Source organism: Variovorax sp. P1_H2 (genome assembly GCF_056405295.1).
The window spans coordinates 1-23,505 of the sequence record NZ_JBFUCJ010000042.1 but is presented as its reverse complement, the minus strand read 5'-3'; the positions used below and the strand labels follow the sequence as shown (position 1 = coordinate 23,505).

27 protein-coding genes, 1 tRNA gene and 1 pseudogene are annotated in these 23,505 nt (G+C 66.2%); 10 read left to right on the top strand and 19 right to left on the bottom strand.

All coding sequences use genetic code 11. The features are described 5' to 3' along the window. Positions 1 to 41 precede the first annotated feature (41 nt). The 7 genes from AC1D2E_RS16400 (at position 42) to AC1D2E_RS16370 (ending at position 6,538) form a co-directional block, all read left to right on the top strand. Positions 42 to 1,265: a type II secretion system F family protein gene (locus tag AC1D2E_RS16400; protein ID WP_478198357.1), complete on the top strand. Its 1,224-nt coding sequence runs from the start codon at positions 42 to 44 to the stop codon at positions 1,263 to 1,265. Further along, positions 1,265 to 2,116 carry a prepilin peptidase gene (locus AC1D2E_RS16395; protein WP_478198356.1) on the top strand — a complete coding sequence of 284 codons (852 nt, stop codon included), beginning with the start codon at positions 1,265 to 1,267 and terminating at the stop codon, positions 2,114 to 2,116. Before AC1D2E_RS16400 ends, AC1D2E_RS16395 begins: the two co-directional genes overlap by 1 nt. Before the next feature lie 13 nt (positions 2,117 to 2,129). Beyond that, on the top strand, positions 2,130 to 2,732 hold the full coding sequence (gene coaE / locus AC1D2E_RS16390; protein ID WP_478198355.1) for a dephospho-CoA kinase: 603 nt from the start codon (positions 2,130 to 2,132) through the stop codon (positions 2,730 to 2,732). Positions 2,733 to 2,811: 79 nt separating this feature from the next. Continuing rightward, a complete protein-coding gene (locus AC1D2E_RS16385; RefSeq protein ID WP_478198354.1) occupies positions 2,812 to 4,305 on the top strand; it encodes an MBOAT family O-acyltransferase in 1,494 nt (497 codons plus the stop codon). A 161-nt stretch (positions 4,306 to 4,466) separates the two neighbouring features. After that, positions 4,467 to 5,480, top strand: a complete 1,014-nt coding sequence (locus tag AC1D2E_RS16380; protein WP_478198353.1) for a hypothetical protein — start codon at positions 4,467 to 4,469, stop codon at positions 5,478 to 5,480. A gap of 31 nt (positions 5,481 to 5,511) precedes the next feature. Next, positions 5,512 to 6,267, top strand: coding sequence for a cell division protein ZapD (zapD, locus tag AC1D2E_RS16375; RefSeq protein ID WP_478198352.1), 756 nt, complete (start codon positions 5,512 to 5,514; stop codon positions 6,265 to 6,267). A gap of 61 nt (positions 6,268 to 6,328) precedes the next feature. Further along, positions 6,329 to 6,538, top strand: coding sequence for a DNA gyrase inhibitor YacG (locus AC1D2E_RS16370; RefSeq protein WP_478198351.1), 210 nt, complete (start codon positions 6,329 to 6,331; stop codon positions 6,536 to 6,538). A 10-nt stretch (positions 6,539 to 6,548) separates the two neighbouring features. Here the strand turns inward: AC1D2E_RS16370 and AC1D2E_RS16365 are convergent, their stop codons facing one another. Genes AC1D2E_RS16365 through secA form a run of 4 tightly spaced genes read right to left on the bottom strand, consistent with a single transcriptional unit; the run spans position 6,549 to position 11,885 of the window. Beyond that, entirely contained in the window at positions 6,549 to 6,983 is a 435-nt protein-coding gene (locus tag AC1D2E_RS16365; protein ID WP_478198350.1) for an NUDIX domain-containing protein, read from the bottom strand. Beyond that, entirely contained in the window at positions 6,980 to 7,858 is an 879-nt protein-coding gene (locus AC1D2E_RS16360) for an ATP-binding protein (protein ID WP_478170838.1), read from the bottom strand. Before AC1D2E_RS16360 ends, AC1D2E_RS16365 begins: the two co-directional genes overlap by 4 nt. Then, positions 7,855 to 9,084 (bottom strand): bifunctional glutamate N-acetyltransferase/amino-acid acetyltransferase ArgJ, encoded by a 1,230-nt coding sequence (argJ, locus tag AC1D2E_RS16355; protein WP_478198349.1) that lies wholly within the window; start codon positions 9,082 to 9,084, stop codon positions 7,855 to 7,857. Before argJ ends, AC1D2E_RS16360 begins: the two co-directional genes overlap by 4 nt. A gap of 23 nt (positions 9,085 to 9,107) precedes the next feature. Further along, positions 9,108 to 11,885 (bottom strand): preprotein translocase subunit SecA, encoded by a 2,778-nt coding sequence (secA, locus tag AC1D2E_RS16350; protein ID WP_478198348.1) that lies wholly within the window; start codon positions 11,883 to 11,885, stop codon positions 9,108 to 9,110. Between the two features lie 179 nt (positions 11,886 to 12,064). Between secA and AC1D2E_RS16345 the strand changes: the two genes are divergently transcribed. Next, the gene (locus tag AC1D2E_RS16345; RefSeq protein WP_478170835.1) at positions 12,065 to 12,370 is read left to right on the top strand and encodes a hypothetical protein; all 306 of its coding nucleotides are present in this window, start codon (positions 12,065 to 12,067) and stop codon (positions 12,368 to 12,370) included. Positions 12,371 to 12,387: 17 nt separating this feature from the next. On the opposite strand, the gene AC1D2E_RS16340 is transcribed toward AC1D2E_RS16345, so the two are convergent. The 7 genes from AC1D2E_RS16340 to petA form a co-directional block, all read right to left on the bottom strand. After that, the gene (locus tag AC1D2E_RS16340) at positions 12,388 to 13,068 is read right to left on the bottom strand and encodes a PepSY-associated TM helix domain-containing protein (RefSeq protein ID WP_478198347.1); all 681 of its coding nucleotides are present in this window, start codon (positions 13,066 to 13,068) and stop codon (positions 12,388 to 12,390) included. A 9-nt stretch (positions 13,069 to 13,077) separates the two neighbouring features. Continuing rightward, a tRNA-Thr gene (locus tag AC1D2E_RS16335) sits at positions 13,078 to 13,153 on the bottom strand. Positions 13,154 to 13,191: 38 nt separating this feature from the next. Continuing rightward, on the bottom strand, positions 13,192 to 13,761 hold the full coding sequence (locus tag AC1D2E_RS16330) for a ClpXP protease specificity-enhancing factor (RefSeq protein ID WP_478198346.1): 570 nt from the start codon (positions 13,759 to 13,761) through the stop codon (positions 13,192 to 13,194). 19 nt (positions 13,762 to 13,780) lie between these two features. Continuing rightward, complete coding sequence (locus AC1D2E_RS16325; RefSeq protein ID WP_158722427.1) at positions 13,781 to 14,392, bottom strand: glutathione S-transferase N-terminal domain-containing protein; 612 nt, start codon at positions 14,390 to 14,392, stop codon at positions 13,781 to 13,783. 91 nt (positions 14,393 to 14,483) lie between these two features. Beyond that, positions 14,484 to 15,239: a cytochrome c1 gene (locus AC1D2E_RS16320; protein WP_478198345.1), complete on the bottom strand. Its 756-nt coding sequence runs from the start codon at positions 15,237 to 15,239 to the stop codon at positions 14,484 to 14,486. Positions 15,240 to 15,255: 16 nt separating this feature from the next. Further along, positions 15,256 to 16,656 carry a cytochrome b gene (locus AC1D2E_RS16315; protein ID WP_478198344.1) on the bottom strand — a complete coding sequence of 467 codons (1,401 nt, stop codon included), beginning with the start codon at positions 16,654 to 16,656 and terminating at the stop codon, positions 15,256 to 15,258. Positions 16,657 to 16,669: 13 nt separating this feature from the next. Next, positions 16,670 to 17,293, bottom strand: a complete 624-nt coding sequence (gene petA, locus AC1D2E_RS16310; RefSeq protein WP_478198343.1) for a ubiquinol-cytochrome c reductase iron-sulfur subunit — start codon at positions 17,291 to 17,293, stop codon at positions 16,670 to 16,672. Between the two features lie 173 nt (positions 17,294 to 17,466). On the opposite strand from petA, the gene mscL reads away from it, so the two are divergent. After that, the gene (gene mscL / locus AC1D2E_RS16305) at positions 17,467 to 17,892 is read left to right on the top strand and encodes a large conductance mechanosensitive channel protein MscL (RefSeq protein ID WP_478198342.1); all 426 of its coding nucleotides are present in this window, start codon (positions 17,467 to 17,469) and stop codon (positions 17,890 to 17,892) included. A gap of 78 nt (positions 17,893 to 17,970) precedes the next feature. Here mscL and pdxA read toward each other — a convergent pair whose 3' ends face one another. From pdxA to AC1D2E_RS16290, 3 genes are read right to left on the bottom strand one after another with little or no spacing between them, the layout of a single operon-like run. After that, positions 17,971 to 19,044 carry a 4-hydroxythreonine-4-phosphate dehydrogenase PdxA gene (gene pdxA, locus AC1D2E_RS16300; protein ID WP_478198341.1) on the bottom strand — a complete coding sequence of 358 codons (1,074 nt, stop codon included), beginning with the start codon at positions 19,042 to 19,044 and terminating at the stop codon, positions 17,971 to 17,973. Then, positions 19,041 to 19,814 (bottom strand): Nif3-like dinuclear metal center hexameric protein, encoded by a 774-nt coding sequence (locus AC1D2E_RS16295; RefSeq protein WP_478198340.1) that lies wholly within the window; start codon positions 19,812 to 19,814, stop codon positions 19,041 to 19,043. The genes pdxA and AC1D2E_RS16295 overlap by 4 nt, the downstream gene beginning before the upstream one ends. Continuing rightward, positions 19,811 to 19,975 carry a hypothetical protein gene (locus AC1D2E_RS16290; protein ID WP_478198377.1) on the bottom strand — a complete coding sequence of 55 codons (165 nt, stop codon included), beginning with the start codon at positions 19,973 to 19,975 and terminating at the stop codon, positions 19,811 to 19,813. The genes AC1D2E_RS16295 and AC1D2E_RS16290 overlap by 4 nt, the downstream gene beginning before the upstream one ends. Positions 19,976 to 20,145: 170 nt before the next feature. Here AC1D2E_RS16290 and AC1D2E_RS16285 point away from each other — a divergent pair, with 170 nt between their 5' ends. Next, positions 20,146 to 21,306, top strand: coding sequence for a S1C family serine protease (locus tag AC1D2E_RS16285; RefSeq protein WP_478198339.1), 1,161 nt, complete (start codon positions 20,146 to 20,148; stop codon positions 21,304 to 21,306). Positions 21,307 to 21,333: 27 nt separating this feature from the next. On the opposite strand, the gene tatC is transcribed toward AC1D2E_RS16285, so the two are convergent. From tatC to AC1D2E_RS16260, 5 genes and pseudogenes are all read right to left on the bottom strand, one after another. Then, positions 21,334 to 22,134, bottom strand: a complete 801-nt coding sequence (gene tatC / locus AC1D2E_RS16280) for a twin-arginine translocase subunit TatC (RefSeq protein WP_478198338.1) — start codon at positions 22,132 to 22,134, stop codon at positions 21,334 to 21,336. Between the two features lie 61 nt (positions 22,135 to 22,195). Beyond that, positions 22,196 to 22,654, bottom strand: coding sequence for a Sec-independent protein translocase protein TatB (gene tatB, locus AC1D2E_RS16275; protein WP_478170805.1), 459 nt, complete (start codon positions 22,652 to 22,654; stop codon positions 22,196 to 22,198). Positions 22,655 to 22,667: 13 nt separating this feature from the next. Next, on the bottom strand, positions 22,668 to 22,910 hold the full coding sequence (tatA, locus tag AC1D2E_RS16270; protein ID WP_478170804.1) for a Sec-independent protein translocase subunit TatA: 243 nt from the start codon (positions 22,908 to 22,910) through the stop codon (positions 22,668 to 22,670). 65 nt (positions 22,911 to 22,975) lie between these two features. Beyond that, entirely contained in the window at positions 22,976 to 23,335 is a 360-nt protein-coding gene (locus AC1D2E_RS16265) for a histidine triad nucleotide-binding protein (RefSeq protein WP_478198337.1), read from the bottom strand. Next, positions 23,325 to 23,505: pseudogene (locus tag AC1D2E_RS16260) on the bottom strand (DUF4870 family protein); the annotation flags it as partial. The gene AC1D2E_RS16265 and the pseudogene AC1D2E_RS16260, both read right to left, overlap by 11 nt.

The following is a 23,505-nucleotide window of genomic DNA, read 5'->3' as shown; positions in this document are numbered from 1 at the left end:
TCAGCAGGCACGCATCAGCACACGACGGAAGCGGAGATCCCATGGCAACGGCAACAGCATCGTCCCGGACGGTCAAGGAATTCGTCTTCGAATGGGAGGGCAAGGACCGCAACGGCAAGACCGTGCGCGGGGAAGTCCGCGCCGCCGGCGAAAACCAGGTGCAGGCCGCGCTCAGGCGCCAGGGCATTCTCACGACCAAGATCAAGAAGCGCCGGATGCGCTCGGGCAAGGCGATCAAGCCCAAGGACATCGCGATCTTCACGCGCCAGCTGGCGACCATGATGAAGGCCGGCGTGCCCTTGCTGCAGGCCTTCGACATTGTCGGCCGCGGCAACGCCAACCCGAGCGTGTCCAAGCTGCTGAACGACATCCGCAGCGACGTCGAGACCGGCACGTCGCTGTCGGCGGCATTCCGCAAGTTCCCCAGGTATTTCGACAGCCTGTATTGCAACCTGGTCGAGGCCGGCGAGGCCGCCGGTATCCTGGAAGACCTGCTCGACCGCCTGGCGACCTACATGGAGAAGACCGAGGCGATCAAGTCGAAGATCAAGTCGGCGCTGATGTACCCGACCTCGGTCATCGTGGTGGCCTTCGTGGTGGTGGCGATCATCATGATCTTCGTGATCCCGGCCTTCAAGCAGGTGTTCACCTCCTTCGGCGCCGACCTGCCGGCCCCAACCCTGTTCGTGATGGGGATGAGCGAGTTCTTCGTCGCCTACTGGTGGCTGATCTTCGGCGTGATCGGCGGCGGCATCTATTTCTTCCTGCAGGCCTGGAAGCGAAACGAGCGCGTGCAGAAGGTCATGGACCGCCTGCTGCTGCGCCTGCCGATCTTCGGCACCTTGATCGACAAGTCCTGCGTCGCCCGCTGGACCCGCACATTGGCCACGATGTTCGCCGCCGGCGTGCCGCTGGTGGAGGCGCTCGATTCGGTCGGCGGGGCCTCGGGCAACTCGGTGTACGCCGATGCCACGGTCAAGATCCAGCAGGAGGTGTCCACCGGCACCAGCCTGACGACCGCGATGACCAACGCCAACCTGTTTCCGTCGATGGTGATCCAGATGACCGCGATCGGCGAAGAGTCGGGCTCGATCGACCACATGCTGGGCAAGGCGGCCGATTTCTACGAAGCGGAGGTTGACGACATGGTCGCCGGCCTGTCGAGCCTCATGGAGCCGATCATCATCGTCTTCCTGGGCGTGATCATCGGCGGCATCGTGGTCTCGATGTACCTGCCCATCTTCAAGCTCGGCCAGGTCGTCTGATGCTGGTGTCGCAGGGGGTGGACGCCGTGTTGGCCGGGGTGTTCGGGCTGTTGATCGGCAGCTTCCTGAATGTCGTGATCTACCGGCTGCCCAAGATGCTCGAGCAGCAATGGGCGGCCGAGTGCGCCGCGCTCGGYGGCGCGAACGATGCGCCGGCGCCGCCGCCCGAGCGCTTCAACCTGATGGTTCCGCACTCGCGCTGCCAGCAGTGCGGGCACACCATCCGCTGGTACGAGAACATCCCGGTCCTGAGCTACCTGTTCCTGCGCGGCAAATGCTCGTCCTGCGGCACCCGGATCAGCCTGCGCTACCCGCTGGTCGAACTCGCGACCGGCCTGCTGTTCGCCTGGTGCGTGTGGCGCGCGCCGGGCCAGTTCGGCGGCCTGGCCTGGTGCGGCTTCGCGGCGGCGCTGCTGGCACTGGCGCTGATCGACTGGGACACCACCCTGCTGCCCGACGACATCACCTTGCCGCTGCTGTGGGCCGGCCTGCTGGCCTCGGTGGCCGGCTTCACGTCCGTGCCGCTGTCGAGCGCGGTCTGGGGCGCCGTGGCGGGCTACGTCTCGCTGTGGGCCATCTACTGGCTGTTCAAGCTGACCACCGGCAAGGAGGGCATGGGCTATGGCGACTTCAAGCTGTTCGCTGCCTTCGGCGCCTGGTTCGGCTGGCAGGCGCTGGTGCCGATCATCCTGATGGCCTCGGTCATCGGCGTCGTGGTCGGACTCGCGCTCAAGTTCAGCAGTGGCCTGCGCGAGGGTGGCTACGTGCCCTTCGGCCCCTTCCTGGCCGGCGCCGGCTTCACGGCCATGATCTTCGGCCCCGACGCGATCCTTCGCGCGGTGGGGCTCTGAAGGCCGGCGCACCATGCGCATCGGCCTGACCGGCGGCATCGGCAGCGGCAAGAGCACCGTGGCGTCGATGCTGGTCGGGCTCGGCGCGAAGCTGGTCGACACCGACGCGATCGCACGCGCCGTGGCACAGCCGCAAGGCGCCGCCATGCCGGCGCTGGAGGCTGAATTCGGCCCGTCGGTGATCGCCCCCGATGGCGGCCTCGATCGGGCGCGGATGCGCGAACTCGTATTTGCCGACCCCGAAGCCAAACGCCGGCTCGAAGCCATCCTGCATCCGCTGATCGGCGCCGAGTGCGAACGGCAGGCAGCGTCCGCGGCCGCCGGCCAGACCATCGTCTTCGACGTCCCGCTGCTGGTGGAGTCCAGGCGCTGGCGCACGAACGTCGACCGCGTGCTGGTGGTCGATGCTTCCGAGGCGGTTCAGCTGGAACGCGTGGTGGCTCGCTCCGGCTGGACGCCGGAAGCGGTCCGGGCGGTGATCGCGCAGCAGGCCGATCGCACGCTGCGGCGCGCCGCCGCCGACGCGGTGATCTTCAACGAGAAGCTCACGCCGGCGGAACTCTCCTTAGAGGTCGGGAGTCTTTGGAAGCGCTGGTGCGACGCGGACACGCGATAATCTGCGGTCCGCCGGCGCGTGCGCCAGATAACAAGAATGCGGCGCGGGAACGCCCTGCGGCACAGCTCTCCCCCCCAAGATGCTTTTCAATTCGTACGCGTTCATCTTTTTTTATTTCCCGATCGTTCTTTTCGGGTTCTTTCTGGTCGGCAGTCGAAACGCGCGGGCGGCAGCCGGCTTTCTCGCGCTCGCATCGCTGTTCTTCTACGGCTGGTGGAGCATCCAGGCACTGCCCCTGCTGGTCGGCTCGATCTGCTTCAACTATTGGGCCGGACTGCGCCTGACCCGAGGCCCTGGCCGCACCGACGCGGCCCGCAAGCGCATGCTGGTGGTCTCGCTGGTGGTCAACCTGGGCGTGCTCGCCACCTTCAAGTACGCGAACTTCTTCGTCGGCAACGTCAACGAGGGGCTGGTGGCGGCCGGCATCGCGCCGCTGCCGATGCTGCACGTGGCGTTGCCGATCGGCATCTCGTTCTACACCTTCACGCAGATCGCCTTCCTGGTCGACTGCTGGCAGGACAAGGTGCGCGAGCGCAGCTTCATCCACTACGTGCTGTTCGTCACCTACTTCCCGCACCTGATCGCCGGCCCGGTGCTGCACCACGCGCAGATGATGCCGCAGTTCGGCAATCCGGCGACCTACCGCGTGGACTACGACAAGGTGTCGCTCGGGCTGGCGATCTTCGTCTTCGGTCTGGCCAAGAAGCTGCTCATCGGCGACCCCATGGGCCAGTACGCCGACCTGATGTTCACGGGTGTCCACAACGGCGTGCAGCCGACCGTGGTGAGCGCCTGGTTCGGTGTCATGGCCTACACGCTGCAGATCTATTTCGACTTCTCGGGCTATTCCGACATGGCGGTGGGCCTGTCGCTGTGCCTGGGCGTGCAGTTGCCGCTCAACTTCAATTCGCCCTACAAGTCAACCAACATCATCGAGTTCTGGCGCCGCTGGCACATCTCGCTGTCGACTTTCCTGCGCGACTACCTCTACGTGCCGCTGGGCGGCAACCGCAAGGGGCCGGCGCGGCGCTACCTGAACCTGTTCCTGACCATGCTGCTGGGCGGCCTGTGGCACGGGGCGGCCTGGACTTTCGTGATCTGGGGCGCCCTGCACGGCTTCTTCCTGATGGTCAACCACCTCTGGAACGCCAAGGTGCGGCGCAATGCCAAGCCGGGCGTGTTCGGGCGCGTGCTCGGCTGGCTGCTGACCTTCGTCTGCGTGATGATCGCCTGGGTGGTGTTCCGCGCCGAGAGCATGACCGCGGCCACCGCCATCTACAAGGGCATGCTGGGCATGAACGGCGTGAACTACTCGATCTTCAGCGAGTTCGGCTCCATCCCCTACCGCAAGCCCGAGTTCTTCCAGACCATGCTGGTGGGTTTCATCGTCTGCCTCGCGCTGCCGCCGACCATCACGCTGCAGCGCTGGGTGCCGCAGGCCCAGACCCTGGCCGGGCGTCCTCGCCTGGCCTGGGTCTTCACCGCGGCGATGGCCGTGTTCACGGTGATCCTGCTCGGTGTCTGCGTGTCGAAGCTGGGCTCCTACAGCCCCTTCCTGTACTTCCAATTCTGAGATGAAAACCCACCCCCGTATCGGCTCACTTCGTGTAGCCGAGTACCCCCTCAAGGGGGCGACACCAGCGGCCTGGCAAAGCCAGTTCCGCGGTGTCTCCCGCCTCGGTTGTGCCGGTTTCATGCGTCGCGGGTGGCGCGAATGCGCAATGGAAAACTGATATGACGCCCGCAAAAATCTGGCTGCGGATCTTTCTGGCCGGCTTCGCCCTCATCTGCGGGCTGCTGATCGTGACGCTCAAGACCTCGCCTTTCTATGGCGACATGACCCGCATCGGGCTGCTGTCGGAGAACGCCTTCGGCTGGACCATCGAGCCGCCGCAAGTGCCGACCGAGTACCTGCAGGCCTCTCCGGTTGCGCAGGCCGACATCGTGGTGATCGGCGACAGCTTCTCGATGTCGAACCGCTGGCAGTCCGAGCTCACGCGCGCGGGTTATCGGGTCACGACGACTTTCTGGGGCCAGATCGACGAAGCGCTGTGCGGCGACCTGAACGATTGGCTCGACCAGGCCGGCTTCCGCGGCAAGATCGTGATCGTCGAGAGCGTAGAGCGCCTGCTCGCCGACCGGCTGGCCAACAGCCGGACCTGCGCGAAGATGCAAAAGCCCTTCTTGGCCGGCCTCAAGCCCTTCTTCGCACCGCTCGACCACGTTCCGCCACCGGCGATCAACTGGGACGGCAAGCTCACCTCGGGCGTCAACATCTACCGCAATACCAAGCGCGCGCGCCAGGCGACCGGCGACTTCCTGTCCAACAAGCGCATCGTGGTGCGGCCGGTCGCGGACGGCTGCTCGATGTTCAGCAGTGCATTGTGCGACCGCGCCCCTTTCTGGCCGGCCGACGACGAGAACGGCGAGCTCACCGTCCAGCACGCCGCCCAGATGCGGGCTTTCAACGAATCGCAGCGCCCGCGGTCGATCCTCTGGATGGTGATTCCGAACAAGACCACCGTGTATGTCAAGCCGGAACATTCGAAAGGTTTCGTGACCGCCTTCGAGGCGGCGGGACTGGGCCCCGACCTTTTCACGTTCTCGCAGGAGCAGAAAAAGAAGGTTCGCGACTATTATTTCCCCAACGATACGCACCTGTCGATGCATGGACAGCTGGTGGTCGGCCGGCGCATGCTCGAGGCGRTTCGGAAGATCTCGCCCGCTGCGCCTTCGAAGGCCTCTTGAAGCTATCATCTGCAACCGGAAGCCACCACGCGTGATCCTCTACGAGTACCCCTTCAACGAGCGCATCCGGACCTACCTGCGGCTGGAACACCTGTTCCGTCGTCTTGGCGAACTCGTTCCGGCCGACTCGCCGCTGCTGCATCACTATGCACTCGTCACGATCTTCGAGATCATGGACGTGGCGGCGCGCGCCGACCTCAAGGCCGACGTGCTGCGGGATCTCGACAAGCACAAGAACGTGTTCAACAGCTACCGCGGCAATCCGGCGATCGCCGAGTCGGTGCTGGACCAGGTGGTGAACAAGCTCGAAAGCAATTTCGCCATCCTCAACACGGTCCCGGGCAAGGCCGGCCAGGCCCTGACCGAGAACGAGTGGCTGATGAGCATCCGCAGCCGGGCCGGCATCCCCGGCGGTACCTGCGAGTTCGATCTGCCGGCCTATTACGCCTGGCAGAATCGCCGTGCCAACGAACGGCGCGCCGACCTCGAGCGCTGGTCCTCGACGCTGGCGCCGCTGGCCGAATCGATCTACCTGCTGCTCAAGCTGCTGCGCGACGCCGACGTGCCCTACAAGGTGATCGCGGCCAACGGCCAGTTTCAGCAGACCCTGCCGCAGGGCCGCAGCTTCCAGCTGCTGCGCCTGCGCATCGATCCCAAGCTCGGGCTGATCCCCGAGATCTCCGGCAACCGGCTCATGGTGTCGGTGCGCCTGATGCGCCACGAGGCCGACGACCGGCTGCACCAGAGCACCGACGACACGCCATTTGAACTGACACTTTGCGCATGAGCGCCGCGCTGGGCCGCCCCAAGCAAGCTCGCACCGCAGTGCGCAGCACGGAGGTTTCCCAATGACGGGAGTGAATGCCATCGGCGAGCGGATCGTCCGGTGCCCGGCGTGCGGGCAGGACAGCGTCTATGCGGCCAGCAACCCCTACCGGCCGTTCTGCAGCGCCCGCTGCAAGGGCATCGACCTCGGCGCCTGGGCCAGTGAAGAGTTCAGGATGCCGGCCGACGCGYCGCCGGACGACGATCCGTTCGGCGATCCCAAGCGGCAATAGCCTCCGCGTCTCAGGCGGTCGGCGGCGGCGCCAAGACCACCAGCCCGCGTTCCTCGGCCAGCCAGCCCAGCACGGGCAGCGCACCCGGCAGCACCGGCGCGACCTCGAGCGGCAGTTGCTGCCAGCACATGGCCTGACCCTCGCGCATCTCGAAGTCCCCGGTCCATGCGTGCACCTTGCACCAGTGCAGACGGACCAGCGCATGCGGGTAGTCGTGCTCGGTGACCTTCCAGACCTCGGCACCCGCGATCGTGATGCCGAGTTCCTCGTGCAGTTCGCGCCGCAGCGCCTGTTCGACGGTCTCGCCGGCTTCGAGCTTGCCGCCCGGGAACTCCCAGTAGCCGGCGTAGGGCTTGCCCTCGGGCCGGGTCGACAGCAGCAGCGCGTCGTCTTCGCGGATCAGGATGCCGACCGCGACCTCGGTGTGCTTGCGCGCCTCGGTCATGCGGCGCAAGCGCGCCCGGCATAGTCGCGCGCGAACTGGTAGGCGACGCGACCGCTGCGCGAGCCGCGCTCGAGCGCCCAGACCAGCGCCTCCGGACGCGCCGCCTCGACGGCCTTGGCGTCGACGCCGAACGAGGACAGCCATTGGGCAACGATCGCCAGGTACTCGTTCTGGCTGAACGGGTAGAAGCTGACCCACAGGCCGAAGCGTTCGGACAGCGAGATCTTCTCTTCGATCACCTCGCCCGGATGGACCTCGCCGTCCTCGGTATGGGTGTAGCTGAGGTTGTCCTTCATGTACTCGGGCAGCAGGTGGCGCCGGTTGCTGGTCGCGTAGATCAGCACGTTCGGCGTCGATGCCGCGATCGAGCCGTCGAGGATCGACTTCAGCGCCTTGTAGCCCGGCTCGCCCTCGTCGAAGCTCAGGTCGTCGCTGAAGATGATGAACTTCTCGGGCCTGCTCGCCACCACCTCGATGATGTCGGGCAGGTCGGTCAGCTCGGCCTTGTCGACCTCGATCAGGCGCAGGCCTTGCGGCGCATAGGCCTGCAGGCAGGCGCGGATCAGCGACGATTTGCCGGTGCCTCGGGCGCCGGTCAGCAGCACGTTGTTGGCCGGCTTGCCCGCGACGAACTGGCGCGTGTTGCGCTCGATCTTTTGCTTCTGGACGTCGATTTCCTTCAGGGCGTCGAGCGACATCGCAGCCACGTGGCGCACCGGCTCGAGCGTGCCGTGGCCCGAGCTGCGGCGGCGGTAGCGCCAGGCGATCGAAGCGCTCCAGTCGGCCGGCGCCGCCAGCGGCTGCGGAAGGATCGACTCGATGCGCGTGATCAGTTGCTCGGCACGCTGGAGCAGGCGTTCGAACTGGACGTTCATGACCGGTAGTCGGCGTTGATCGATACGTAGTCGTGGCTCAGGTCGCAGGTCCAGACGGTGTCGACGGCGTTGCCGCGGCCGAGCGCGATCCGCACCGTGATCTCGCTCTGCTTCATCACGCGCTGGCCATCTTCCTCGCGGTAATCCGGATTGCGGCCGCCCTTGACGGCCACATGGACGTCATCGAGGTAGAGGTCGATGCCCGTCTGGTCGAGATCGGCGATGCCCGCATAGCCCACCGCCGCGAGGATTCGGCCCAGGTTCGGATCGCTGGCATAGAACGCGGTCTTGACCAGCGGCGAATGGGCGACCGCGTAGGCGACCTGCCGGCACTCGGCCGAGTCCTTGCCGCCTTCGACCCGGACAGTGATGAACTTGGTGGCGCCTTCGCCGTCGCGCACGATGGCCTGGGCCAGTTGGCGGGCGACGTTCTGCATCGCCTCGACGAGTGCGCGGCCCTCGGCGGAATCGAGCGAAGTGATCGTGCCGTGCGCCGCCTTCTGCGTCGCGATCACGACGAAGGAGTCGTTGGTCGAGGTGTCGCCGTCGATCGTCACGCGATTGAACGAAGCGTCGGCCAGCGCCTTGGTCAGCGGCTGGATCAGCGACGGATCGATCTTGGCGTCAGTCGCCATGAAGCCCAGCATGGTCGCCATGTTCGGCCGGATCATGCCGGCGCCCTTGCTGATGCCGGTGACCGTGACTGTTGCGCCGCCGATCCGAAGCTGCTGGCTGAAGGCCTTGGGCACGGTGTCGGTGGTCATGATGCCCTCGGCTGCACGCGCCCAATGGTCGGGTGCGGCGTCGGCGAGCGCCGCCGGCAGGCCGGCCTCGATGCGGTCGATCGGCAGCGGCTCCATGATCACGCCGGTCGAGAACGGCAGGATCTGCTCGGGCGCCAGGTCCAGGTGGCGCGCCAGCGCGATGCACGTGGCGTGCGTGCGCGCGAGACCGTCCTGGCCGGTGCCGGCGTTCGCATTGCCGGTGTTGATCAGCATCGCCCGGATGCCGAAGTTCTGCGCCAGGTGTTCGCGGCAGACCTGCACCGGCGCGGCGCAGAAGCGGTTCTGTGTGAAGACGCCGCCGACCGCGGCGCCCTCGTCGATCAGCACCACCGTCAGGTCCTTGCGGTTGGCCTTGCGCACACCCGCTTCGGCCACGCCGATGCGAACGCCGGGCACCGCATGCAGGGCGGCGGGATCGGGAGCGGAAAGATTCACAGGCATGAGGAAATCCTGGTCGATGGCTGTCAGGTGAGCTTGCCGTGGCAGTGCTTGAACTTCTTGCCACTGCCGCACGGGCACGGATCGTTGCGGCCGACGCGCGCGAAGGCCGCGGCGCCGGCACTGAGGCCGCTGGCCGCCTGGCGGCGCAGGCTTTCCTCGTCGACCCGCACCTCGACCTCGCCGGTCTCGGTCGGCGCCGTGTAGGTGATGTTCGCGAGGTTCTCGCCGCGGCTTTCCATCGCATCGGCGGCTTCCTCGAACTGCTCGCCCGACTGCACGCGCACCGTCATGAGCTGGCGCGTGACCTCGTTCTTGACCGAGTCGAGCAGCTGGCCGAAGAGCTCGAATGCCTCGCGCTTGTACTCCTGCTTGGGCTGCTTCTGCGCATAGCCGCGCAGGTGGATGCCCTGGCGCAGGTAGTCCAGCGACGCCAGGTGCTCGCGCCAGTGGGTGTCGATGCTCTGCAGCAGCACCATGCGCTCGAACTGGGTGAAATTCTCCTGGCCGATCAGGGCCAGCTTGGCGTTGAAGGCCTCGTTGCTGGCGGCGACCACCTTCTCGACGACATCCTCGTCGCCGATCGCGGTCGCGGCCTCGACCTCCTTCTGCAGCGGGATCTCGAGGGCCCACTCGTCGGCCAGCGCCTTCTCCAGGGCGGCGAGCTGCCACTGCTCCTCGACCGATTCGGCCGGCACGTACTGGCGCACGAGGTCGGTGAAACAGCCCTCGCGCAGCGCCTCGATCTGGGCCGTGAGGTCGCTCGCGTCGAGGATGTCGTTGCGCTGCTGGTAGATCACCTTGCGCTGGTCGTTCGAGACGTCGTCGTACTCGAGCAGCTGCTTGCGGACGTCGAAGTTGCGCGCCTCGACCTTGCGCTGCGCGCTCTCGATGCTTCGGGTCACGATGCCGGCCTCGATCGCCTCGCCGTCGGGCATCTTGAGGCGGTCCATGATGGCCTTCACGCGGTCGCCCGCGAAGATGCGCATCAGCGGGTCGTCCAGGCCCAGGTAGAAGCGCGAGGAGCCGGGGTCGCCCTGGCGCCCCGAGCGGCCGCGCAGCTGGTTGTCGATGCGCCGCGACTCGTGGCGCTCGGTGGCGATGATGCGCAGGCCGCCGAGCGACTTCACGAATTCGTGGTCCTTCTCCCACTGGGTGCGCAGGCGGGCGGTCTCGGCTGCCTTGGCGGCGGGATCGAGCGACTCGTCCGCCTCCACCGCCTCGATCGTCTTGTCGACATTGCCGCCGAGCACGATGTCGGTCCCTCGGCCCGCCATGTTGGTGGCAATCGTGATCATCTTGGCGCGGCCCGCCTGGGCCACGATTTCGGCTTCGCGCGCATGCTGCTTGGCGTTCAGCACCTGGTGCGGCAGCCCGGCCTTTTCCAGGAGGCCGTCGATGATCTCGGAGTTCTCGATCGACGAGGTGCCCACCAGCACCGGCTGGCCGCGCTCGTAGCACTCGCGGATGTCCTGGATCGCAGCCTCGTACTTCTCGCGCGTCGTCTTGTAGACGCGGTCGAGCTGGTCCTCGCGCCTGCTCTGCCGGTTCGGCGGGATGATCACGGTCTCGAGGCCGTAAATTTCCTGGAACTCGTAGGCCTCGGTGTCGGCCGTGCCGGTCATGCCGGCGAGCTTGGCGTAGAGGCGGAAGTAGTTCTGAAAGGTGATCGAGGCCAGGGTCTGGTTCTCGGACTGGATCTCGACGCCTTCCTTGGCTTCGACGGCCTGGTGCAGGCCATCGCTCCAGCGGCGGCCGGTCATCAGGCGGCCGGTGAATTCGTCGACGATCACGACCTCGCCCTGCTGCACCACGTAGTGCTGGTCGCGGTGGTAGAGATGCCGCGCCCGCAGCGCCGCATTCAGGTGATGCATCAGCGTGATGTTGGCCGGGTCGTACAGCGAGGCGCCCTCGGGCAGCAGCTTGAACTCGGACAGCAGCTGCTCGGCCTTCTCGTGGCCGTCCTCGGTCAGGAAGACCTGGTGGGTCTTCTCGTCGACCGTGAAATCGCCCGGCTTGGTGACGCCCTCGCCGGTGCGCGGATCGGCTTCGCCTTCCTGCTTGACCAGCAGCGGCACGACCTTGTTGATCGCCAGATAGAGGTCGGTGTGGTCCTCGGCCTGGCCGCTGATGATCAGCGGCGTGCGCGCCTCGTCGATCAGGATCGAGTCGACCTCGTCGACGATCGCGTAGTTCAGCCCGCGCTGGACCCGGTCGCCCGGCTCGTACACCATGTTGTCGCGCAGGTAGTCGAAGCCATACTCGTTGTTGGTGCCGTAGGTGATGTCGCTGCCGTAGGCCTGCTGCTTTTCCTCGCGCGGCATCTGCGGCAGGTTGATGCCGACCGAGAGGCCGAGGTAGTTGTAGAGCCGGCCCATCCACTTGGCATCCCGGCTGGCGAGGTAGTCGTTGACCGTGACCACGTGCACGCCCTTGCCCGTGAGCGCGTTCAGGTAGACCGGCAGCGTCGCCGTCAGGGTCTTGCCCTCGCCGGTGCGCATCTCGGAGATCTTGCCGTTGTGCAAGGCCATGCCGCCGAGCAACTGGACGTCGAAGTGGCGCATCTTCATGACCCGCTTCGAGGCCTCGCGCACCGTGGCGAAGGCCTCGGGAAGCAGATCGTCGAGCGACTCGCCCTTGGCGACACGGGCCTTGAACTCCTGCGTCTTGGCGCGCAGGGCCTCGTCGTCGAGCTTCTCGAAGGACGGCTCCAGCGCATTGATGCGTTCGACCGTCTTGCGATACTGCTTCAGGAGCCGGTCATTGCGACTGCCGAAAATTTGGGTCAGGAAGTTGGTGGCCATGAATGGAGATCGATGCACACTCGCTGGATGCGGGTGCCTCGACCGAAATCCCTAAGATAGACGGAGAACGAACTTGGGCGCGCTTTGCCAAAAGGCAAGCGGGCCGGCCCGCAGGATTGCCGGCAAACCACTGATTTTAGCCGGTGTGCCCGAAGCTTCCCGACCCCTGTCCATTGCCGATGAATCGCCGCTATCACGCCGTCACCCTGTTCGAGGCCACCGAGGGCTCGCCCACCCTTGCGAGCCTGGCCGCGCGAGCGCGCGACGCCAACGAGCGTCTGGCCGCGGTGCAGGATTTGATCCCGCCGGAGATGCGCCCCGCGATTCTGGCGGGTCCCGCCGAGGGCGATGTCTGGTGCATGCTGGTGAACGGCAGCGCGGCGGCGGCCAAGCTGCGTCAGCTGGCGCCCATGCTGCAGGCGCGGCTGAAATCGCGCGGCTGGGATGTGGCGACGATCCGGATCAAGGTGATGTCGCGGCGCTGACCCCCCGCCCGGCCGCCTCAGAGCTGCGCGATCGCGAGGCCCAGCGTGAGGGCCACGGAGGCTCCGAAGATGGCCAGTCCGACGCTGCGGCGCCGATGGGTCAGCATCCACAGCGCGACGCCCGAGATCGACAGAAAGATCAGGCTACCGGCCAGGGTGTCGACGAGCAGGATCCACGCCACCGGCATGCCGGTGCCCTTGTGCATGTTGGCCAGTGTGGCGACGAAGCCGCTGTGCGTGGTCGTGACGCCGACCGAGCGGTTGCCCCGCCAGTAGTCGGCCTGCATGATGGCGTCGGGCCCGCCGAAGTTGAACACCCAGCGTTCGGGCTGCATCAGCGGATCGGCCTTGCCTTTTTCGGCCCAGGCGACCGCTCGCGCGGGCTCGGTGCGAATCGAATTTGGCGGGCCGGCCTGCGCCAGCGCGCCCTGCAGCCAGAGCGCCATGTCCTGCGCGCTGGCAGGCGCCGGATCGGGCAGTGCGAGCTGGGCGTTGACGCGCTCTTGTGCCATCGGCAGCTTCAGCACCGCGCGGTGGTTGAGCCAGATCCCGGCGATGCCGAAGATCAGGCCCAGGATCGCGCCCCAGAGGCCGATCCAGCCGTGGGTCTTGCGGATCCATTGGACGAGCACGATTCGGCGCTGTGTCGTGGAACGGCTGGCCTGGAGGAGGACGGTCGCGTTCGTTGCGTGGGTCATGAATCGGGATGGTGCCGCTTGTCGGAATCGAACTGACGACCTTCCGCTTACAAGGCGGGTGCTCTACCAATTGAGCTAAAGCGGCGTGCTTTGAATTTTAACGTCGCGGGCGCGGCCCGGCGTTCACTTGATCCGCTTGAGCGAGGGGCGAGCGCCACCACCTGCCGGCGGACGCGGTGGGTCTTCCGGCTTTTCGGTGTCTGCACTGGTGGTCTCGGCAGGCTCCGCGGCGTCCTCGCCGGGCACCAAGTGAACGATCTTGCCCGCATCGCCCTCGGTCCCGCGCGACGCGTCGCGCAGTGGCGTCCGGGTCGAAGTGGTCGATGCGGTCGTGGCCGCCGGTGCGGCACTGCCATCGCCCGGCGCGGGCGCTGGCGCCGGAAACGCCATGCCCTGGCCGTTCTCGCGCGCGTAGATCGCGATCACCCGGCCGACCGGCACGCTGATCTCGCGCGCCGTGCCGGCAAAGCGGGCCTTGAACTCGATGAAGTCGTTGCCGAGCTTGAGCGAGCTGGTGGCGTCGAAGCTGATGTTCAGCACGATCTCGCCGTTCTTGACGTACTCGCGCGGCACCTGCACCGTATCGTCGACCTGCACCGCGACATACGGCGTGAAGCCGTTGTCGGTGCACCATTCATACAGCGCCCGGATCAGGTACGGGCGGGTGGATGACGATTCGAGCGCGTTGATCATGTGCGACGGCGCCAGCGACTCACTTGCGCATGACCTTTTCGGACGGCGTCAGCGCCTCGATGTAGGCCGGACGCGAGAAGATCCGCTCGGCGTACTTCAAGAGCGGGGCCGCGTTCTTGCTGAGGTCGATGCCGTAGTAGTCGAGGCGCCACAGCAACGGCGCGATCGCGACGTCGAGCATCGAGAAGTTGTCGCCCAGCATGTACTTGTTCTTGAGGAACACCGGGGCCAGCTGCGTCAGGCGGTCGCGGATGTGCGAGCGCGCTTTCTCGATCGCCTTCTCGTTGCCCTTGGTGGTGCGGTTCTCGAGCGTCGAGACGTGCACGAAGAGTTCCTTCTCGAAGTTGAGCAGGAACAGGCGCACGCGGGCGCGGTCGACCGGATCGCCGGGCATCAGCTGCGGATGCGGGAAGCGCTCGTCGATGTACTCGTTGATGATGTTCGACTCGTACAGGATCAGGTCGCGCTCGACCAGGATCGGCACCTGCCCGTACGGGTTCATCACGTTGATGTCTTCGGGCTTGTTGTAGAGATCGACGTCGCGAATCTCGAAATCCATGCCCTTCTCGAACAGCACGAAGCGGCAGCGGTGGGAAAAGGGGCAGGTCGTTCCAGAATACAGGACCATCATGGCGAAAGACTCCTAAAAATCAAAAAGAGTGGGTCGCTTGGGCAACCCACTCTGCGGGACCCGGCGCACGAGGCGCCGGATCGGCGTGGTACTACTTGACGTCTTTCCAGTACGAGGCATTCAGGCGCCACGTGAAAACCACCGCCATGACCAGGAACAGCAGCACCCAGACACCGACGCGGACGCGGGTGTTCTGCGCCGGCTCGGCCATCCATTGCAGGAAGCTCACGAGGTCGCCCATGTTCTGGTCGAACTGCATCGGCGTCATGGTGCCGGGCTTCACTTGCTCCCAGCCCTTGAAGATCTCGGTCTCATGGCCGTGGGCTTCGACCTTCTCGAAGACCGGCCGGCGCTCGCCCTGCAGCTCCCACATCACGTGCGGCATCGCCACGGTCGGGAACGCAAGGTTGTTCCAGCCGGTGGCCTTGGTGTCGTCGCGGTAGAAGGTGCGCAGGTAGGTGTAGAGGTAGTCGGCGCCGGTGCCGCCGTGGCCGGCACGCGAGCGCGCCACCAGGGTCAGGTCGGGCGGCACCGTGCCGAACCACTCCTTGGCCTGGTGCGGGTCCAAGTTGACCTTCATGGTCTCGCCGATCTTGTCGGTCGTGAACAGGAGGTTGTCCTTGATCTGCTGCTCGGAGATGCCGAGGTCCTGCAGCCGGTTGAAGCGCATGAACGACGCCGAGTGGCAGCTCAGGCAATAGTTGACGAACAGCTTGGCGCCGTTTTGCAGCGCCGCCAGGTCGGTGGTGCGGTTCGGTGCCTTGTCCCAGGCCAGGCCGCCTTCGGCAGCCTGCGCGCCGGTGACGATGCCGAGCGCTGCGATCAACGTGAGGATCAGTTTCTTCATTCTTGTTGTCTCCCGGTCAGTGAGCGTTGAAAACCACGCGCTCGGGGACCGGCTTGAATTCGCCGAGGCGGCTCCACCACGGCATCAGCAGGAAGAAACCGAAATAGAAGAGCGTTCCGATCTGCGAGATGCGTTCGCCGACCGGCGACGGCGGCTGCACGCCGAGGTAGGCCAGCACCACGAAGTTGACGACGAACACGCCGTAGACATACTTGTGCCAGCTCGGGCGATAGCGGATCGACTTGACCGGGCTGTGGTCGAGCCAGGGCAGGAAGAACAGGATGATGACCGCGCCGCCCATCACCAGCACGCCCCAGAACTTGGCGTCGATCGACAGCATCATCGCGATGACGCCGACGGCGACCACCACGACACCGGCCTTGATGAAGGTCGGGAAGCGGGCCTTCCAGACGCCGTAGCCGGCCCCCGCGACGACGCAGGCGATCAGCGCATACATCATCTCGCTGGTGATGGCACGCAGCATCGAATAGAAGGGCGTGAAGTACCAGACCGGCGCGATGTGGTTCGGCGTCTTGAGCGAATCGGCCGGGATGAAGTTGTTGTACTCGAGGAAGTAGCCGCCGGCTTCGGGCGCGAAGAAGATCACGGCCGAGAAGATCGTCAGGAACACCACCACGCCGAAGATGTCGTGCACCGTGTAGTACGGGTGCGACGGGATGCCGTCGACCGGATGGCCGTCGGCGCCGCGGTTGGCCTTGATCTCGATGCCGTCGGGGTTGTTCGAACCCACTTCGTGCAGCGCGATCAGGTGGGCCACCACGAGGCCCAGCAGCACCAGCGGCACGGCGATCACGTGGAAGCTGAAGAAGCGGTTGAGCGTGGCGTCGCTCACCACATAGTCGCCGCGGATCAGCAGGGCCAGGTCAGGACCGACAAAGGGGATCGCGGAGAACAGGTTGACGATCACCTGCGCACCCCAGTAGCTCATCTGGCCCCAGGGCAGCAGGTAGCCCATGAAGGCCTCGGCCATCAGGCACAGGAAGATCGCGCAGCCGAAGATCCAGATCAGCTCGCGCGGCTTGCGGTAGCTGCCGTACATCAGGCCGCGGAACATGTGCAGGTAGACGACGATGAAGAAGGCCGAGGCCCCCGTCGAGTGCATGTAGCGGATCAGCCAGCCCCAGGGCACGTCGCGCATGATGTATTCGACCGAGCCGAAGGCCAGCGCGGCGTCGGGCTTGTAGTGCATCACGAGGAAGATGCCGGTCACGATCTGGATCACGAGGACCAGCATCGCGAGCGAGCCGAAGATGTACCAGAAGTTGAAGTTCTTCGGTGCGTAGTACTTGCCCCACTGGTCGTTCCAGAGCTTGGTCAGCGGGAAGCGGTTGTCGACCCAGTTGAGCAGCTTCTCGCCGGCCGGCGCGTTGGGGGAAATTTCGTGGAATTCAGCCATGTTCTTGTTCTCCTCAGGCCTTCTTGTCGTCGCCGATCAGGAGGCGCGTTTCGGAGAGGTACATGTGCGGCGGCACCGGCAGGTTGTCGGGTGCGGGCTTGTTCTTGAAGACGCGGCCGGCCAGGTCGAAGGTCGAGCCGTGGCAGGGACACAGGAAGCCGCCCTCCCAGTTGTCGGGCAGCGAAGCCTGCGGGCCGGGCTGGAAGCGATCGCTGGGCGAGCAGCCCAGGTGGGTGCAGATGCCGACGACCACCAGGATCTCGGGCTTGATCGAGCGGTGGTCGTTGYGCGCGTAGGCGGGCGTGAATTCGTCGGGGTTGCGCTTGGATTGCGGATCGGCGAGCAGCGGGTCGAGCTTGGGCAGCTCGGCGACCTGTTCGGGCGAACGCTTGAGGATCCAGACCGGCTTGCCGCGCCACTCGACGGTCATCTTCTCGCCGACCTGCAGGGCACCGATATCGGCCTCGACCGGCGCGCCGGCAGCCTTGGCCTTTTCCGACGGCTGGAAGGAGCTCACGAACGGCACGGCCACGGCCACGCCACCCACTGCGCCTGCGCAGCCTGATGCGATCAACCATGTCCGCTTGCTGGTGTCGATCCGGGGGCGGCCGGCGGTGCTCACGCTGCTGTCACTCATGGAGATCCTCAATCTTCTTCGGGGGGACTTGGGTCAACCCGCGATTGTAGCGGAGCGTAAAAGGCGAATTCAACGTGACCGGGGCGCGCGACGCACGCCCTCGACCGGGGCCGTCACGAAGCCCACCCTATACTGGCCGGCGTTCAAAACAAGCCGCAGAAGAGGTGCACGACATGAGCTTTCTGAAAGAGTTCCGCGAATTTGCCGTCAAGGGCAACGTCATCGACCTGGCGGTCGGCGTGATCATCGGCGCGGCCTTCGGCAAGATCGTCGACTCGCTGGTGAGCGACATCATCATGCCGCTGGTCGGCCTGATCTTCGGCAAGCTCGACTTCTCGAATCTGTACATCGTGCTCGGCCCCAGGCCGGCCGGCGTGGCCGACACCCTGGTCGAGCTCAAGAAGGCCGGCGCACCCGTGCTCGCCTACGGCAACTTCATCACGGTGGCAGTGAACTTCGTGATCCTGGCCTTCATCGTCTTTCTGATGGTCAAGCAGATCAACAAGCTGCGCAAGACGACCGAGGCCCCGCCGCCGGCGCCGACACCCGAAGACGTGATGCTGCTGCGCGAGATCCGCGACAGCCTGAAGCGTTCCTGAGACCTTGCGGGACAAATCTGAGACTTTGCGGGACAGACCAAGAAACTGCGTAGCAGTTTTTGCTCTGTCCTCAACTGATTAGAAAAAATCCCGCGCAGCCTCAGCCCCCCGCACCAACGACCGCGCCATCCGCACCGCCTCGATCAGGCTCGAGGCATCGGCGCGGCCGCTGCCCGCGATGTCGAAGGCCGTGCCGTGATCGGGGCTGGTGCGCACCAGCGGCAGGCCCAACGTCACGTTGACGCCCTTCTCCACGCCCAGGTACTTGACCGGGATCAGCCCCTGGTCGTGGTACATCGCGACCACCACGTCGAACTCGCCGCGGCCGCCGGCCTTGGCGCGCGCGCGCATGAACACGGTGTCCGGCGCATGCGGACCGTCGGCATCGATGCCTTCGGCCCGCGCAGAGGCGATCGCCGGCGCAATGATGTCGCGCTCCTCGGAGCCGAACAGCCCGCCCTCCCCCGCATGCGGATTGAGGCCCGCCACGCCGATCTTCGGGGCCCGGCCGAGCACCGCGCCGAGCGACCGGTGCGCGATGCGCAGCGTCTGCAGCACACCGTCGAAGGTCACGGCCTCGATGGCGTGCCGCAGCGACATGTGGATGCTCACGAGCACCGTGCGCAGTTCGTCGTTGGCGAGCATCATGCGCACCGGCACCTCGGACAGCGGCCGGCCGAGATGGGCCGCGGCCTCGGCCTGCAGCAGTTCGGTGTGGCCCGGATAGGGGAAACCGGCCGCCGCGAGGGCTTCCTTGTGCAGCGGCGCCGTGACGATCGCGGCGATCTCGCCGCGCAGCGCGGCGCGCGCGGCCCAGACCACGCAATCGCCGGCAATGCGGCCCGCAGCGGCACTGATGCGGCCCTGTACGATGGCCGCATCCGGCGGCGCGACCACCTGCAGCACGGGGATGCAGCCCGGCGGCGCATCGCAGGCTTCGCCCGCGGCCTCGATCAGTGCGACCGGCAAGGCCGGGGCCCCGGCGGCGGCGATMGCCTGTGCGGCATGGCGCACGAGTCCGGCGTCGCCGGCGACGAAGCATCCGCGCAGTTCGGCGGCGGCATCGCGAAAGGCCTTGGCGATGATCTCGGGCCCGATGCCGGCGGGATCGCCGATCGTGAGGGCGATGGGGGAAGCGGTGTCGAAGCTCACGCCGGATTGTCGATGTCGATGAATTCGTGCGCCAGGCCCAGCTGCGCGGCCACATGGGCCGCGACGGCCGGCGCACCGTAGCGTTCGGTGGCATGGTGGCCGCAGGCCAGGTAGGCGACGCCCATCTCGCGGGCGTAGTGGGGCTGCGGCTCCGAGATCTCGCCCGTGATGAAGGCATCGGCGCCGGCGGCGATCGCGGCCTCGAAGTAGCCCTGTGCACCGCCCGTGCACCAGGCCACGTTGCGGATCGGTCGCGGCGCGCCCTCGACCAGCTTCACCGCCTTGCCGAGCGCCTTCTCGACATGCGCGGCCAGCAGCTTCGCGCTCGCGAAGCCCTCACCGCTGTCGCGGGCGCCGAGGAAGCCGATCTCCTGTTCGCCGAAACGGCCGGCCGAACCCGGGTGCGCCACCAAGCCGAGCCGCAGGCCGAGCTGCGCGTTGTTGCCGAGCTCGGGATGGGCATCGAGCGGCAGGTGATAGGCGAACAGGTTGACATCGTCGCCGAGCAGCAAGCCGAGGCGCTGTCGCATCCAGCCCGTGACGCGACCGTCCTGGCCGCGCCAGAACAGGCCGTGGTGGACGAAGATCGCATCCGCCTCGGCGTGGATCGCGGCCTCGATCAGGGCCCGGCTGGCGGTCACGCCGGAGACGATCTTGCGCACCGTGGTGCGGCCCTCGACCTGCAGGCCATTGGGCCCGTAGTCCTTGAAGCGCGCGGGTGCCAGCAGCAGGTCGAATGCGTGCAGGAGTTCGTGGCGGGTCGTGCTCATCGCGCCATTGTGGCCCCGACGGCCGCGGACCGCATCGCATGGCCGCGAGCGCCGAGTGGCATCGCGGCCGACAGCACCCAGGTCGGCAGCGCGACGCAGAAGCTGGCGGCCCGGTGCTCGTGCAGGAAGCGGCGCAGGCAGACCGACACCAGGCCGAACACGCCGCCGAGGATTGACGGGATGCGCCATCGACCAGGACAGGCGCGAGATTTAAGGGTTTTCCCTTGTTTCCTGCCTTGGGACGGGGTCGTCGGCAGGCCCCTCGGACGGCATCGGAACAGGTCGCTCCCGGCCTTGAGGGACAATTGGCGCTTTCTTCCCTGCCTTTTTCATGAAACGCACCTGGCTGCTGTTTGCCCAAGCCGTGACCGTCCTGCTGGCGGCCTATTTCGTCGTCGCGACCCTCAAGCCCGAATGGCTGAACCGGCGCAACGGCCCCCTCAATGGCCTGGTCTCGGTGATCGAAGCCCCCACCGCGCCGGCCGGCACCATCACCGCCGGCAGCCTGAGCGCCGCGGCCAAGAAAGCCTCGCCCGCGGTGGTCAGCATCAACACCAGCAAGGCGGCGCAGCGCTCGCCGCGCAGCAACGACCCCTGGTTCCGCTTCTTCTTCGGCGACCAGGGCGACCAGCCGCAGATCGGCCTCGGCAGCGGCGTGATCGTCAGCGCCGACGGCTACATCCTCACCAACAACCACGTGGTCGAGGGGGCGGACGAGATCGACGTCACGCTCAACGACAGCCGCCATGCGCGCGGCAAGGTGATCGGCACCGACCCCGACACCGACCTCGCGGTGCTCAAGATCGAGCTCGACAAGCTGCCGGTGATCGTGCTGGGCAACTCCGACGCGCTGCAGGTTGGCGACCAGGTGCTGGCCATCGGCAACCCCTTCGGCGTCGGCCAGACCGTGACCAGCGGGATCGTCTCGGCGCTCGGGCGCAACCAGCTCGGCATCAACACCTTCGAGAACTTCATCCAGACCGACGCAGCCATCAATCCTGGCAACTCGGGCGGCGCGCTGATCGACGTCAACGGCAACCTCGAAGGCATCAACACCGCGATCTACTCGCGCTCGGGCGGCAGCATGGGCATCGGCTTCGCGATCCCGGTGTCGACCGCGAAGCAGGTGCTCGAGGACATCGTGAAGGCCGGCAAGGTCACGCGCGGCTGGATCGGCGTCGAGCCGAACGACCTCTCGCCCGAACTGGCCGAGACCTTCGGCGTCAAGGCGAGCGCCGGCGTGATCATCACCGGCGTGCTGCAGAACGGCCCGGCCGCCAAGGCCGGTCTGCTCCCCGGCGACGTGATCACCGGCGTGGGCGAGAAGAACATCGGCAACACCCAGGAACTGCTGAGCGCCGTGGCCGGCCTCAAGCCCGGCACGGCGACGCGCTTCGTGCTGCAGCGAGGCAGCGACAAGCTGGAACTCGACATCACGCCGGGCCTGCGGCCCAGGTCATCGGTGCGCCGGGCGCCGAGCGAGACCGAGTGATCCGAATCCGGCCGTCCGGCCGGGGGTTCAGGTCTGCGCCGAGTCGGTGCTGCTCTCTTCGGGCGGCTTGGAATATTTCGTGAAGTAGCGGGCGCCGATGATGCCGATCTCGTAGAGCAGGCACATCGGGATCGCCAGCGCGAGTTGCGAGACCACGTCCGGCGGCGTCAGCACCGCGGCGATGACGAAAGCCAGCACGATGAAGTAGCCACGGAAGGAACGCAGCTTCTCGACCGTGACGAGCTCGAAGCGCACCAGCAGCATCACCACGATCGGCACCTGGAAGGCGACCCCGAAGGCGATGTAGAGCGACAGGATCGCCTCCACGTAGGACGAGATGTCGGGCGTGGCGTTGACCGAGGGCGGCGTGAACTTCTGGATGAAGCCGAACATCTTGTCCAGCACGAAGAACTGCACGAAGGCGATGCCGCCATAAGCCAGCAGGCTGCCGAAGAAGATCAGCGGCAGCGCGAATTTCTTCTCGTGGCTGTAGAGGCCGGGTGCGATGAACATCCAGGCCTGGTACATCAGCCAGGGCAGCGCCAGCAGCACTGCCGTCATGGCCAGCACCTTGAGCGGCACGAAGAAGGGCGAGAAGACCCCGATCGCGATCAGCTTGGCATCGGGCGGCATGTGGGCGCGGATCGGCACCGCGATCATGTCGATCAGGCCGGCCGGGCCGGGCCAGATGGCCAGCAGCACGCCGGCCACGACCAGTCCGTAGACGCAGTAGAGCAGGCGGTCCCGCAGCTCCATGAGGTGCTGGACGAAAGGCTGCTCGGTGCCGGCCAGTTCGTCTTCTTTGTTCTTGTCGGTGGAATCGGCCATGTGGGGACGCTGCAGTCGGGCGCCCGGCGCACGCTGCGCGCGGCCGTTTCGCCAGCTTGCGCTAGTTGATCTTGTGGGGACGGTAGCGGGCCACGCGCGCGGCGCCCGACAACGCCTTCGTGCGCACGCCGTTGCGCGCCTTGTACCACTGCGGCGTGGCGCCCTGCTTCAGGCGCCAGTTCTTGCGTGGGTGCTTGTATTCGGGGTACGAGGGGGGGGTGTCGGACAGTTCGGAAAGCGTCTGGCCGCTCTCGGAGAACTGCTTCTCGAAGTCGCTGGCACCGGACTGGATGCTTTGCTCGACATCGCGCGCCGCCTCCTGGACCGTGTCCTTCATCTTGCGAAGTTCGTCGAGGTCCATCGAGCGGTTGACCTCGGCCTTGACGTCGTTCACGTAGCGCTGCGCCTTGCCGAGCAGGGTGCCGACGGTGCGCGCCACGCGCGGCAGCTTCTCCGGCCCGATGACGATCAGCGCCACGGCGCCGATCAGGGCCAGCTTCGAGATGCCGAGGTCGATCACGGAACGGTCTGGCTCAGGACTTCTGACGCGCTTCGACGTCGATCGTCGACTTGTCGGCGGTGCTGTTGGCGGTCACCTGGGCGTTCGGGCCGGCGGCGGTCGGCGCGTCGGACGTGGCGCCGTCCTTCATGCCGTCCTTGAAGCCCTTCACGGCGCCGCCCAGGTCGGAGCCCATGTTGCGCAGCTTCTTGGTGCCGAAGATCATCACGACGACGAGCAGCACGATGAGCCAGTGCCAGATGGAAAGTGAACCCATGGATTACTCCTGAAGAATGTGTCGGATTTTAGTCGCCGCGAAATGACCGGCCGAAAGGATGGCTTTCAACCCCTGAGCCAGGGCCTCGGGCCGCCCATGACGTGGACATGGAGATGGTGCACTTCCTGTCCGCCCTCGGCGCCGGTGTTGACCATGATGCGGAATCCGCCCTTGGGGTAGGGACGGCAGCCCTGCTCGACCGCCAGCTTGGGCGCCAGGGTCATCATCTTGCCGAGCAGCGCGGAATCGTCGGTCGTCACCTGCGCCATCGACGGGATGTGGCGCTTCGGAACGATCATGAAATGCACCGGCGCCCACGGCGCGATGTCGTGGAAGACGAACAGCTCGTCGTCCTCGTAGACCTTGCGCGACGGGATCTTGCCTTCGATGATTTTGCAGAAGACGCAGTTCGGGTCAGATGACATTGGCTGTTTCCATGGGTCGGCCCGCGTTCATGCGCACCATCCCCTTGACGATGCGATAGAGGAACCAAAGCGAAATCAGTGCCCAGGCGATCCAGCCCGGCACGAGAAAGAGCAGCCAGAGCCACGAAGTCAGCACGTACAGCACGCCGGCCCAGAGCACCGTGCGGATG

What these genes read in the sequence shown, in the direction of transcription:
- AC1D2E_RS16265 (WP_478198337.1), bottom strand. Translation starts at nt 23,335, where the DNA reads ATGTCATCTGACCCGAACTGCGTCTTCTGCAAAATCATCGAAGGCAAG.
- AC1D2E_RS16330 (WP_478198346.1), bottom strand. Translation starts at nt 13,761, where the DNA reads ATGATCAACGCGCTCGAATCGTCATCCACCCGCCCGTACCTGATCCGG.
- AC1D2E_RS16360 (WP_478170838.1), bottom strand. Translation starts at nt 7,858, where the DNA reads ATGAACGTCCAGTTCGAACGCCTGCTCCAGCGTGCCGAGCAACTGATC.
- mscL (WP_478198342.1), top strand. Translation starts at nt 17,467, where the DNA reads ATGAGCTTTCTGAAAGAGTTCCGCGAATTTGCCGTCAAGGGCAACGTC.
- AC1D2E_RS16315 (WP_478198344.1), bottom strand. Translation starts at nt 16,656, where the DNA reads ATGGCTGAATTCCACGAAATTTCCCCCAACGCGCCGGCCGGCGAGAAG.
- AC1D2E_RS16295 (WP_478198340.1), bottom strand. Translation starts at nt 19,814, where the DNA reads ATGAGCACGACCCGCCACGAACTCCTGCACGCATTCGACCTGCTGCTG.
- AC1D2E_RS16340 (WP_478198347.1), bottom strand. Translation starts at nt 13,068, where the DNA reads ATGACCCACGCAACGAACGCGACCGTCCTCCTCCAGGCCAGCCGTTCC.
- AC1D2E_RS16285 (WP_478198339.1), top strand. Translation starts at nt 20,146, where the DNA reads ATGAAACGCACCTGGCTGCTGTTTGCCCAAGCCGTGACCGTCCTGCTG.
- coaE (WP_478198355.1), top strand. Translation starts at nt 2,130, where the DNA reads ATGCGCATCGGCCTGACCGGCGGCATCGGCAGCGGCAAGAGCACCGTG.
- AC1D2E_RS16320 (WP_478198345.1), bottom strand. Translation starts at nt 15,239, where the DNA reads ATGAAGAAACTGATCCTCACGTTGATCGCAGCGCTCGGCATCGTCACC.
- AC1D2E_RS16345 (WP_478170835.1), top strand. Translation starts at nt 12,065, where the DNA reads ATGAATCGCCGCTATCACGCCGTCACCCTGTTCGAGGCCACCGAGGGC.
- AC1D2E_RS16365 (WP_478198350.1), bottom strand. Translation starts at nt 6,983, where the DNA reads ATGACCGAGGCGCGCAAGCACACCGAGGTCGCGGTCGGCATCCTGATC.
- AC1D2E_RS16385 (WP_478198354.1), top strand. Translation starts at nt 2,812, where the DNA reads ATGCTTTTCAATTCGTACGCGTTCATCTTTTTTTATTTCCCGATCGTT.
- AC1D2E_RS16325 (WP_158722427.1), bottom strand. Translation starts at nt 14,392, where the DNA reads ATGATGGTCCTGTATTCTGGAACGACCTGCCCCTTTTCCCACCGCTGC.
- argJ (WP_478198349.1), bottom strand. Translation starts at nt 9,084, where the DNA reads ATGCCTGTGAATCTTTCCGCTCCCGATCCCGCCGCCCTGCATGCGGTG.
- tatC (WP_478198338.1), bottom strand. Translation starts at nt 22,134, where the DNA reads ATGGCCGATTCCACCGACAAGAACAAAGAAGACGAACTGGCCGGCACC.
- AC1D2E_RS16400 (WP_478198357.1), top strand. Translation starts at nt 42, where the DNA reads ATGGCAACGGCAACAGCATCGTCCCGGACGGTCAAGGAATTCGTCTTC.
- secA (WP_478198348.1), bottom strand. Translation starts at nt 11,885, where the DNA reads ATGGCCACCAACTTCCTGACCCAAATTTTCGGCAGTCGCAATGACCGG.
- tatA (WP_478170804.1), bottom strand. Translation starts at nt 22,910, where the DNA reads ATGGGTTCACTTTCCATCTGGCACTGGCTCATCGTGCTGCTCGTCGTC.